The organism is Paenibacillus sp. B-A-8 (genome assembly GCF_048572915.1).
In the GTDB taxonomy this organism is placed as follows: domain Bacteria; phylum Bacillota; class Bacilli; order Paenibacillales; family Paenibacillaceae; genus Paenibacillus_AQ.
In genome coordinates, this window is the sequence record NZ_CP183882.1 from 5,331,464 (window position 1) to 5,343,795 (window position 12,332).

Genomic DNA, 12,332 nt, shown 5'->3' on the forward strand with positions numbered 1-12,332 from the left:
ACAAGAAAAGGAAAGCCTGACGGCTTCCCTTCGAGGGGCGATCATTTATAAATGATCTCTATTTTAAAATACAAAAAAGTATATATATTTTGTATTTCTCGCAGAAACGGATACCGTCTATGTAAAGACGGCTAAGCCGCTTCTTCTTAATATATCCGCATTTCCACGAGTTCTGCACGTTCTCCTCCGTTAGTTTCATGAATAACGATCCGAACAGTGTCCGTAAGGACAGGCTTATCTAAACGATGTACGTTCTTCCGGCGATGATTGTCTTTGACGCGGAACATGACTTGCCACACGCCATCAATGAGCAACTCTACATCGTAAGCCTTTACTAGTTCAGGAATCACTAGAAATGGCGTTTCATGGTGATGTAGGTTGATAAGATCCTCATTAACATCATCGTTAAAAGTAAAATGAATTTCAGAGACTGAAGCAGCATCCGGGAGACGCGCCTCTACCCACTCCGTTCTACCAGCAGTCATCGGCTCAGAAACCCAGCTATGTGGCCCTGCAAAAGGTCGAACATACCCGTCAGTGACTTTGGATGCAGCATATGCGGATGTTTCTACCGCAAAGCAGAAATGCCTGCGTACAAGCTGTTTCATGCTCCACTCCATCACCGGCTGATCTGGCTGATGATCCTCCAGCGCTGAATCGACTACTGGTTTAACGCCTCGCTCAAATGTAATAACACCTGTGATTGAGGTTTCTGAGATATGCAATTGAATATGCTCATTAGCTCGAATAATAGCGAAGATATTACATTCGCCGATTGAACTCCACTGCTCCTCTTGTACCGGAACATCAATCCATTGCTGCTCTCCAGCTTGTACTAATACAACATCAACCTGTCTACACTCTGCTGGAACGTAATTTTCCGCACGCCCAGTCGTCCATAGCTCAACCGTCAACTCTGACTGAGTACTTGCTGACACAAGCAGCTTCAACCCAAGGATATTTCCTTCAACCGGAAACAATATTCCTACGTCATGAGAAAGCTCATAAACTTCAGCTGGACGATCCAGTAATATGCCTTTCATCGTACTGGACGCATGAATCTCACTATTTCTCGCGAGGTCTAGCGGATCTTCGTTGCGCAATCCAATAATCGAAGCATCTTGCTTTAACATCACCTGTTGCAATTCATGCATATGCTGATTGCGAATTTCACGAGGGGTTACACCTTTGATGACGGATAATGCTGCACCTGCTCCAGCCGCTTCACCCATGATCGCACAGGTCGCCATGACGCGTGTTGTTCCAAAAGCCACATGAGATGCGCTGATATTCCGACCCGCGAAGAGTAGATTTCGCACATTTTTCGAATAGAGCGAACTAAATGGAATATGATAAATCCCATCCGCATGCAGATGTTTCGAGCCACTCTCTTCTGCGTACATCCCTTGCGGTGGATGCAGATCAATCGACCATCCTCCGAATCCAATCCGGTCTTTAAATTCACGCTGCGCAAGAATATCATTTTGCGTTAAGATCGTATCGCCAATAAACCGTCTGTATTCACGTTTACCCGGAATTGATCCAACCCACTCCAGCGTCATATTTTCGGCATCAAAATGACCTGAGTTTTTAATGTAATCCCAAATCCCATAAATAACAGAGGATAGCTCATCACGTATACGTTCATTCTCATCCACTGTATCAAGCTCACCACCCCACTCAATCCACCAGTAGTGACACCCTGAATCTCCACTCCGAATGACCCGCCGGATCGGGATCGACGTTGTTGTAATATCCTTCGCGAACGATGGAGCAACATAACGTACCGGTTTTCCTGTATCCTGTGTATAAAACAATAATGTACTGCCTAATGTAATGTTATCAGGCACTTCTGGTGCCCATTCCTCATTAAATTCATGGCGGGCTTCACGTCCTAAACGGAAGTCAGCTCCTGCTAGGAAGCCAACCAAACCATCGCCCGTGCAATCGATGAACGCCTCACTCTTGAACGTAATCAACCGCTCAGATCCCATCATCCAACCAATCACACTGCGAATCGTCCGATCCTCTGCCTCACCTTCCGCTTCCACTTCGCGTACATCGGTATTTAGGAACAGGCTGATATTCGACTCTGCCTTCACGGCTTCGAGTAAGGTTAGATCCCATAAGTATGGATTTCCCTCCGGGTTCCGGTATTGATTCTCGATGAATAACTCACCCATAATGCCTGTCTCACGTGCATATCGATTTACACCATGTCCTGTTGCACCACATACCCATACCCGAACCTCTGAACTCGAGTTACCACCAAGTACAGGACGGTTCTGCACTAGTGCTACCTTTAACCCTAGGCGCGCTGCAGCGATCGCCGCGTTCATTCCTGCAAGTCCACCACCGACCACTGTTACATCGGATTTAACCGTTTCTGTTCTCATGTTAGTACCCCTCCTATAGTTAGCCTTTCACAGCCGAGCTGGAAATCCCTTGAATAATGTATTTCTGACCCACAAAGAAGATAATAATCATTGGAATAATCGCAGCCGATGAAGCAGCCATCATCCCGTTGTAGTCCACATTGTTCTCAAGAATAAAATTCTGCAATCCAAGCGGAATGGTATATAGTTTAGGGCTTTGCAAGAATACAAGCGCATTCTCATAATCATTCCATTGCCAGGAGAAATCGAGAATAGCAAACGTTGCTATTGCTGGCTTCGCTAATGGCAGAATTAAGCGGAAAAATATCTTATAATGCCCCGCCCCATCCAAAAAAGCAGATTCCGTAATTTCCTTAGGAATGCTCATAAAGAACTGCCGAAGCATAAATACACCGAAGATTGAGAACATGGCGGGTAGGATCAGCGCCCAATGCGTATTGTAAATCCCAACCCAGTTAAACATGATAAACTTTGGAACAAAAAGCACCTGAGGTGGAACCATCATCATGGATAAATATATGACAAATAGTCCATCTCGACCTTTGAACGAAGTACGTGAAAATCCGTAAGCGGCAAGGGCAGATAGAAACACAGCCCCCACAGTTCCAATAATTGAAATCTTAAGTGAATTTAAATAATACGGAACAAAATCATGACTTCCTGTCCACACCCGAATATGATTGCTCCAGTTGAGAGATGAAGGCAGCCATTTGTTAAACACCTCGGCAGGTGTCTGAAAGGATGTGCTGAGCATCCATAGGAAAGGCACAATCATAAATAGTCCTAGAACAAACATGATGATCGTTACTGGCAGTTTCACCTTCATGTTTCCTGCTTTTTCATTCATACCGCCTGCTCCTTTAAATTATGGTTTCGGGGCCCCCTGCAAAGCTTCACTTTGTGGGATCATTTAGTAATGAACCCAGCGCTTTTGGCCGATCCACTGAATGACTGTAATGACGAGAATGACGGCGAACAAGAACCATGAAATGGCTGAAGCGTATCCCATATCGTAATAACTGAATGCTGTTTTATAAACGAATAGTGATAAGACCGTCGTACTTCCGCTAGGACCTCCAGCCGTAATGGCTTGAATAATCGAGAACGATTTCATCGTCATAATTAATCCGGTAATCATTAATAAAAAAGTTGTGGGACTAACAAGAGGCCATACAATTTTCCATGTTGTTTTGAATGTGCTTGCGCCATCGATCCGGGCAGCTTCCAGCTGTTCTGTCGAAATTTCCTGTAATGCAGCTAAATATATGATCATATTGTAGCCAAGCATCAGCCAGATTTGTACGATATCAATGGCATACATTGCGGTTTCCGTATCCGCAAACCATCCTGGCGGCGATGTTATGCCAATCCAGCGAAGCATTTCGTTGATGGGTCCCTGTGAAGGCTGAAATAGCAGCATCCAGACAAATGCAACGGCTACTCCACTGGAGATATACGGTAGGAAGAACATTCCACGTAATACGCCTTTAAGATACACACTGCGGTTTAGAAATAGCGCTACAATAAATGCGAGCACCATCGATACTGGAACCGATATCAGGAATATCACCGTATATTTGATCGAGGCATAGAAATTATCGTCATGGAACAATCGTTTGAGATTATCCAGCCCAGTAAATTGCCAATTCGGATTTGAAAATTGATAATTCGTAAACATGAGGACAAAGGAATAGATTGCAGGAATAATAAAGAATAAGAGAATACCAATCATATTCGGAAGAATAAAGGTCATGCCGATCCAGCCTTGTCTGTCCATCCAGCTTCTCCGCTTCACGGTATCGCCGCCTTTCGTATGCTGAAAAATGGGTACACGAAAGAGAAGAACGAAGAAATCTTCCTCCTTCTCTTTTTGTGCTAACTATTTCATTATTTCAATAACTCTTGCGAACGGGTTTGCATATTCTTCATCGTGGTTTCAATATCTTGCTTATTTAAGAAGTATTTTTCATACTCTTCTTTACGTGCATCAATGGCTTGTTGAGTTACATTTAGCTGGAAGGACGGGAATTTGCCGAATACAATTTTATTCATTGAATCTGTATCATATTTGTCTTCCACACCCTTCATGAGAAGGCTCATTGCTTCCTTACTATCTACACTCTTAGAGGCTGGAATACGACCACCGCTTGCCATTGGTAGCATACCGCCATCCGCATACCATTTTGCGAACTCCCAAGCTGCGTCCAGGTTCTTGGATTTCGCATTAAGAGAAAGCATGTCACCCACACCGCCCGAATATTTATAATCCTTTTGATCTTTATTCACTTTTGGAATAGCGGCGAACGCGGTTTTGAAATCATGCGGATAGTCTTTCAAGTTGTTCGCATTTCGGAAAATAAACTCACCTGCTGCCAGCATTGCCGCTTTGCCTTGCAAGAACATGGTGTCAACCGGCATTTTACTTGTCAGTTGCTCGCCATATTCCGGTGTGGATTTGTCCACGAACATCATGTTATGCAATATTTCCAGGTGTTCTTTCCATAGATCATTCCCAAAGTTTGAAGTACCATCCGCCTGTTTCACACCCATTCCAGCAAGCGTACCGTCCATCGTTGTTGAGAAGGAGGAATCTGCCTGCAATAATCCGTACACACCAGGCTTCGTTAGCTTCTTCGCATACTCCTGAAGATCTGACCAGGTCCAGTCCACCGCAGGAATCGGTAATCCTGCTGCATCCAGCATATCTTTGTTCAACCACACAAACGCCATGTTTTTCTTTGTAGGAATCCCATAGTACTTATCATTGATTTTCCACATTGCTGCGTCCTCGCCGATCTGGCTGTCGATATCATAATCTGTCTTCGTGCTTAGATCCAAGGCAACGCCTGCATCCATACGTTTCTGTAAATGAGCAAGATCGTAGTTCATGAAAAGGTCTATGTTTTGATTGGTCATCAAGGCAGTATCCAGCTTTAAGTTTCCAGCATCATCATTTACATTACGGATATACTCGACTTGAATGTCTGGATGATCTTTATTCCAGTTATCAATTACAGCTTGAGGCCCGGCTTCTGCCGGAACTGCCCCCCACATCGTAAGCTTTATTTTCTCCTTTGCTGTTTGTCCATTTGCACTGCCCTGCGCATCATTACTTCCACTAGTACCACAACCAGCCAGCATCGTACCTGCTAATAAGACAGAAAGCACTGCAGGATACCACTTTTTCTTCATCGATATCTTCCCCCTTGGAAGGATTATGTGTTGTGCTCTACGTCTATAACTTTATCATCAGAGCCGATTCTGGGGGATGAACTACATTTGGGAAACTATAGAACGTTTTTTGGTTCTTTGCGAAATTCATTTGGCGTGACGCCACACCACTTTTTGAAAATTTTAATAAAATAATTATCGTTCTCAAAGCCCACCTGTTGCCCAATCTCACTAATTGTTAGCTTCGTCTCTGCAAGCAGCATTTTTCCAGCCTGAATACGCCGCTCTTGAATATAATTCGTCAACGTTTTCCCTGTCTTTTTCTTGAATAAGTCACTTATATAGCTGGCATCCATTCGGATCAACTCTGACATGGATTTGAGCGAGATGTCCTCAGAATAATGCTCTTCAATATAAGCAATTATTTTGTTCATCTCCACATGATCTGTCGGTCCCGTTTGTTGCTTCTCAGGAAACCATTTATCGGCCTTTTTCAACTTCACCATTTGCTCCAGCTCGGCATGAACCTTACCCATGGTCTGCTTCAAACCTTGTAGATCTAAAGATAGCTTCAGAATGTAGTCCGAAGCTCCAAATACGAGCGCTTGCCGAGCGTATTCAAATTCACTCAATGCGGTCAACATTACAAATCGACAGTCGAAGCCTTCCTCTCGCGCAACTTGAAGGAGCTTCACCCCATCCATCACTGGCATATTGATATCCGTCACTACCACATCAGGTCGAAGCTCACGAATCATTTGCAAGCCTACTTCTCCATTCTCCGCCTCACCTATAATTTCAAACGGGATTCCAGCCTTTAAGAATAACTTCCGTATACTTTTAACCGCGGGTTGTTCATCATCCACAATTAACGTTCTCCACATGTGAGCTTACCTCCATCGTAAGGTTTTGAAATAAGAAGTGGAAAATGGATAATCACTTCAGTTCCTGTGTCTGATGATACAATGTCCATGCCTGTCCGTTGATTCTTGAACAACAGCTCTAAGCTCTCCCTAATATTCTGAACACCGATTCCTTTTCGTTTCCGTGCAGCCTTATTCAGCTGTGCTCTATCTATCCCCATTCCGTTATCTTTAACCTGTAGATATAGTTGCTGTCCAGTCACCTTAGCGGAAATATCAATTCTCCCTTGTTTCACAGACTGACCGAAGCCGTGAATCAAGCTATTTTCAATTAAGGGTTGAAGACAGAATTTAGGAATTAATGCGTATTGTAGTTCCTCGTTGATATCATATTGAATCTCAATCCCATGTCCGAAGCGTTGCCGCTGAATTTCCATGTAAGATTCAATTAGTACAATCTCATCCTTTAACAGAATCAAATCCACTTCCGTATTTAAGGTTGTTTCCAATATTTTGCCTAGTGCAACACAAATTCCATAAATTTCATCATCATCTTTATCTAAGGCGATGCTCTTTATCGTATTCAATGTATTTAGTAGGAAATGTGGATTCATCTGCGAAAGTAACACCTGAAATCGAACGAATTGCTTCTGCTTTTCTTCAAGCTGAAGACGCTGCAACAGCTCATTTAAATCATGGATCATTATATTGAAACTCTGAGTCAGCGCCAGAATCTCTCCCCGCCCTTGCTCGGGTAATTTCATTTTGAGATTCGTTTTAGCGGTCATCTCCATCTTCTTCTGCAGCTTCTTTAGCGGCACTGTAATCGTCGATGATATAAAATAAGTTAATAGAACAAATAGCAGTAGTATGACTCCAAATACAGCAAAAAATCGTTGCTTCTGCTTATACACCTCAAGAAATAGCTGTTCTAGCTGCACCTTTTTAACGACATAACCATTCAACTCTTCGATGTAGCTGTATGTGTATAAGCTTTTCTCCTTCGGATCGATGATGGATGCAGCACGCTCTGTCTGCCGCTGGTGGTCACTCTTCACAATACTCTGCGCAATATCTGGAGAAAAGGTCTCATCCTTATCCGGATTAAGCATCATTCTCCCTGAGGCATCGAGCAGAAAAAAAGAACCTTCCTGTTTACTCCCTAACGTTGATTTAATAAACCACTCCTCATAATCGATACTTAGTCTTGCATAAGCATAAATGTTAAAACCATTATCACGCATAACCTCATAGAGGCTAAGCATTTTCTTACTTGTCGTACTTTCCCGGACCACATTATTCTTGTCATTCGGATTCCATATATATCGATTCGCTCCTTCTCGCTTCAACGCTTGAACCCAATCTTCCGATTGGATTTCGTCGTAGCTCAAGGTTTCCCTCGGCATAAAGGAAGTGTATGCGTTTCCATGAAGGTCGATTAAAGTATAATACACCGTCGCTCCACTCATGAAGAATGTATTTTCAATCGCTCCAAACTTGTTTTCAACGAGCTTTTTTCTCGTGATTTCATCAGATTGCTCGGGATTCTTCATTATCGATAAAATCGTTGTATCTTGTTCAAGTAATGATCCTGTTTTCATAACGAGACTCATGAGATCAACAAAACCATTCTTAATCCCAATAAGCTGCTCTATGTTCTTCGTTTCCGCATTATCCTGAAGCATTTGTTCTGTCTCTTTGAAGTTATACAGAACGAGCATGGCAATGGGTGTTAGTACCAACAGTAAGAAAGCTAACAGAATCCGATTCTTAAAGGTACTTGGCGTAAGTTTTAAATATAATCGTTTCAAAAGAGGACTCCCCTTACAGTGTATGTGCTTACAATCCTTCCACCCTATTGTAATCTTCTCCTGCTCAAAAAAATAGAGCCGGGATATTCTCCCGGCTCTACCTAATTTCTACTCGTCAATCTTCAGAACGGCCATAAATGCTTCTTGCGGTACCTCGACACTGCCGACTTGCTTCATGCGTTTCTTACCTTCTTTTTGTTTCTCGAGCAGCTTACGCTTACGCGAAATATCACCGCCGTAACATTTAGCAAGTACGTTTTTGCGCATCGCCTTAACGGTTTCACGCGCAACCACCTTCGTACCCACAGAGGCTTGAATCGGCACTTCGAACATTTGACGAGGGATAATCCCACGCAGTTTCTCACAAATGATACGTCCGCGGTTGTACGCACGATCACGGTGAACGATAAAGGACAAGGCATCAACCTGCTCGTTGTTAAGCAAGATATCCATCTTGACCAGATTCGAACGACGGTATCCTGAAATTTCATAGTCGTAGGATGCGTAACCTTTGGTACCAGATTTCAACTGATCAAAGAAATCATAAACGATTTCTGACAGTGGAATCTCGTAAGTAATCGTTACACGATTAGTATCTAGATACTCCATATTTACGAACTCGCCACGTTTATTCTGGCACAACTCCATTACGGTACCCACAAAGTCGTTAGGCACGATGATCGCTGCTTTAACATACGGCTCTTCAATGTAGTCAATCGTTCCGATTTCCGGATAATGTGACGGGTTGTCGATTTGAATCATTTCGCCATTGGTCAGCATAATTCGGTAGATAACGCTCGGTGCGGTAGTAATTAGCGGCAAATTGAACTCACGTTCAATCCGTTCCTGGATAATTTCCATATGCAAGAGACCAAGGAATCCGCAACGGAAGCCAAATCCAAGTGCGCTAGAACTTTCCGGCTCAAAGCTTAGCGAAGCATCGTTAAGCTGAAGCTTCTCAAGGGCCTCACGAAGATCGTTATAATCGGAGGTTTCAATCGGATACAAACCACAGTATACCATCGGGTTAATCTTACGATAACCTGGAAGCGGCTCAGCAGTAGGATTCTTGGCATCGGTAACCGTATCACCGACACGAGTATCCCCAACATGCTTGATACCAGCTACGATAAACCCAACATCACCGATGTTCAATTCATCAACAATGGTCATACGCGGCATAAATGCACCAACCTCAATAACCTCAAAGGTCTTTTCGGTTGCCATCATCTTAATCTTCGAACCTGCGCGGATCTTCCCGTCCATTACGCGCACATAGACGATAACGCCTTTGTAAGGATCATAATGAGAGTCAAAGATCAATGCTTTAAGCGGTTCTTCCGAATTACCGGATGGAGCAGGAACCTGCTTCACCACTTGCTCAAGGATTTCCTTGATACCGATACCGGCTTTGGCAGATGCCATAACCGCTTCACTGGTATCCAGCCCGATAACATCCTCAATTTCCTGCTTTACCCGGTCTGGGTCAGCGTTTGGTAGATCAATTTTGTTGAGGACAGGCAGAATTTCCAGGTTGTTATCCAGCGCTAGATACACATTGGCAAGCGTCTGTGCTTCAATCCCTTGTGCCGCATCTACTACGAGCAACGCGCCTTCACATGCCGCAAGACTGCGGGAAACTTCATAGGTGAAATCGACGTGTCCCGGTGTATCAATCAAATTGAGATAATACTCTACACCATCGTCTGCACGATAGGTTAAACGCACGGCTTGCAACTTTATTGTGATACCGCGTTCGCGCTCCAGATCCATCTGATCGAGTACCTGTTCCTGCATTTCACGCGTGGTTAGTGCCCCCGTGTATTCCAAAATGCGGTCAGCTAGTGTCGATTTACCATGGTCTATATGTGCAATAATCGAGAAATTGCGAATTTGTTGTTGTCTTTTCTGAACGTCAGTCATTCCTTACCCCCACAGACAGCCTGATATTAATCCACTTATTATAACAGTACAAGCTTACTCCATCAATCCCGCCCTTACGTAAAACAGAAGAAACAGCTATTCACGTATCCGTGAAATAACTGTTTCTCCTGAAATCATTGTGATTCTTCCGCCGAATCGAACAATGAAACTACCCAGCGTATGCCCTTCTGAGAAGCCTGCTGGAGAAGGCCCGCCGTTTTATCTGCTATCACATCGACCGTCGGCTTTTGTTCCTCAGGAATCAGAATCTGTTCCGGAGTTTTCGTACTATACCCGTTTACCACCTGCTGAGGAAGATCTGCATTTGGGGCAGGATTGCTATTCTGTGGCAACGGGGAAACAGGCGTATATGCACCTGTGATAGGGTCGATCACCATCGGAACATACACATAAGTCTGCCCACCTTGTGTAACCCCATTCTTTATCGGTTGTGATTGCATGCCCGTCACTTGGCTGGTTGGCGTAGTCGATAGATCAGTCCAGCCTGGCAACAGCTTAGAGACAGTTGCTCCTCCGCTGCCACTAAACTGCATACCTAACAGTATACCGACCCCTGCCCAAATACCGACCATAACCAGTTTTTTACCGAAACGAGACATGTAAGCCACTCCTTTTTAAATACTTGTGTAATAAAGCTGTTTATTCTAAATTAAATGTCTATAGCTTAAGAAGCTCCGTTCGACTTTTGGGGTGCTGTAGCATTGGTTTGTCCCTTGCTCTCTTGTGTTGTGGGACTTGTCACCTTTCCAGCTGCGTTTACCTTCTCCGAGTCATGACTGCTCCAGTACACATCCGCAATAGCATCTGCCAAAATATCAGCCGTTCGCTTTAATTCCTCTGCCGTATTATCAACACCGCCCACCTCAATCAAGACACTATTAGGTGAGAGGGTCTGGTTGTACTCCCCGTTGTTTCCTTTACCCGCAGCTTTTCCCCATATTCCGCGAGATATTCCTGGGTAACTCTTTTCAATCGTTTGATGAATCTTGTTCGCAAACTCTTCGTTCTTCTTCCAATCTTTATTCGCATGTCCAATAATAAAATACACCTGAGCGTAACTTTTCCCATCAATCACTGCAGTTGTTTTGCCATGACGCTGCGAGTCGCGGTGAATGTCGATAAGTTCACTCATTTCTTGGTTTGAGCTCATTGCAGATTTAACCAACATTCGAGAGTATTTGTAGGAAAAATTCCAGTTATAGTCGGCAATTTTAGTTAGAAAATCTTCTTTGGCATGAACTGTACCAATCCCGCGTTGTTCCAATCTTTTCGTAATATATGATCCTACCAGCATTACATTTTTAGAAGAAACCGCCGAGCTTGGATTTTCGTTCGTCACTCCTAGTAGAGGGTTATAGGCCTCTCGAGGATGTGAATGATAGATAAGAACCCGTTTGACCGAGGTATCCTTATCTGTCTCGCCTTGAGGATCACTCTTATCCGTGCCTCCCGTAGCTCCTGATGGCTCAGGAGACGGAGTTATCGTCGCTTCAGGTTGCTGTGATGGGGTATCTTCAGGCTTGTCCACTTCGTCTGGAACAGATGGATCATCCGCTTCCCCTCCACCCTCAGCCAGTTCATCCGTTCCCGGATGATAATCAACAGGCGCTCCTGTAGAACCACCCGAGCCTTTTCGCAATAGAAACGGATCATCCGCTGCCAAACCTGGCACTTCACGAGAGACTAGACTCTTCGGATCACTCGGATTCACACTGGTCAGCAATTGAAATACAAAGGAAGTTACTTTTTCACCTGAAAAAGCGGAAGGCTCTTCCCCCTTCGGTAAATGCGGTACCTCCATCCCCAACAGCTCCATGAAAAATCCACTAGATAGTGAGGCCGCAAGCCCCTTCATAGATGGAATGGGTGAAGAGTTCAACTTCTGTCCGGCCAAACCACCAGCTCCAAGCAGCATAAAAAATACTAGCGAACCTCCGGCCAACAGCAGCATCGTTCTTCCCAGCGATAAAGCATCCAGCACTCTTCCACGTAAGCGGCCGATGTTCCAAAGCTGAAACCATTTTTTATTCATTATATTTATGTCCTCCTCCAGCCCTCTGTAATCTCTTATACTCCAAATCTATGAGTGAACGAGAAATAGTAGAACCGAAAATGAGAGAATAGACATAGAGCCCGTACAGGATACT

The 12,332-nt window shown here is 44.1% G+C and carries 9 protein-coding genes; all 9 read right to left on the minus strand.

From position 1 onward, the window contains the following. Positions 1-146: 146 nt before the first annotated feature. On the minus strand, positions 147-2,396 hold the full coding sequence (locus tag ACN6MV_RS24095; RefSeq protein WP_419885026.1) for an FAD-dependent oxidoreductase: 2,250 nt from the start codon (positions 2,394-2,396) through the stop codon (positions 147-149). Positions 2,397-2,415: 19 nt separating this feature from the next. Beyond that, positions 2,416-3,243, minus strand: a complete 828-nt coding sequence (locus tag ACN6MV_RS24100) for a carbohydrate ABC transporter permease (protein ID WP_076284811.1) — start codon at positions 3,241-3,243, stop codon at positions 2,416-2,418. Between the two features lie 63 nt (positions 3,244-3,306). Then, the gene (locus ACN6MV_RS24105; protein ID WP_231573337.1) at positions 3,307-4,191 is read right to left on the minus strand and encodes a carbohydrate ABC transporter permease; all 885 of its coding nucleotides are present in this window, start codon (positions 4,189-4,191) and stop codon (positions 3,307-3,309) included. 92 nt (positions 4,192-4,283) lie between these two features. Then, positions 4,284-5,588, minus strand: a complete 1,305-nt coding sequence (locus ACN6MV_RS24110; protein ID WP_339287733.1) for an ABC transporter substrate-binding protein — start codon at positions 5,586-5,588, stop codon at positions 4,284-4,286. Positions 5,589-5,683: 95 nt separating this feature from the next. Continuing rightward, entirely contained in the window at positions 5,684-6,451 is a 768-nt protein-coding gene (locus tag ACN6MV_RS24115) for a response regulator transcription factor (RefSeq protein WP_339287735.1), read from the minus strand. After that, complete coding sequence (locus ACN6MV_RS24120; RefSeq protein ID WP_231573896.1) at positions 6,436-8,241, minus strand: cache domain-containing sensor histidine kinase; 1,806 nt, start codon at positions 8,239-8,241, stop codon at positions 6,436-6,438. The genes ACN6MV_RS24115 and ACN6MV_RS24120 overlap by 16 nt, the downstream gene beginning before the upstream one ends. A gap of 108 nt (positions 8,242-8,349) precedes the next feature. Beyond that, positions 8,350-10,164, minus strand: a complete 1,815-nt coding sequence (gene lepA / locus ACN6MV_RS24125; protein ID WP_042130404.1) for a translation elongation factor 4 — start codon at positions 10,162-10,164, stop codon at positions 8,350-8,352. Between the two features lie 134 nt (positions 10,165-10,298). Further along, positions 10,299-10,784 carry a hypothetical protein gene (locus tag ACN6MV_RS24130; RefSeq protein WP_339287738.1) on the minus strand — a complete coding sequence of 162 codons (486 nt, stop codon included), beginning with the start codon at positions 10,782-10,784 and terminating at the stop codon, positions 10,299-10,301. Positions 10,785-10,849: 65 nt separating this feature from the next. After that, positions 10,850-12,217 carry a stage II sporulation protein P gene (locus ACN6MV_RS24135; RefSeq protein ID WP_076117355.1) on the minus strand — a complete coding sequence of 456 codons (1,368 nt, stop codon included), beginning with the start codon at positions 12,215-12,217 and terminating at the stop codon, positions 10,850-10,852. Positions 12,218-12,332 lie beyond the last annotated feature (115 nt).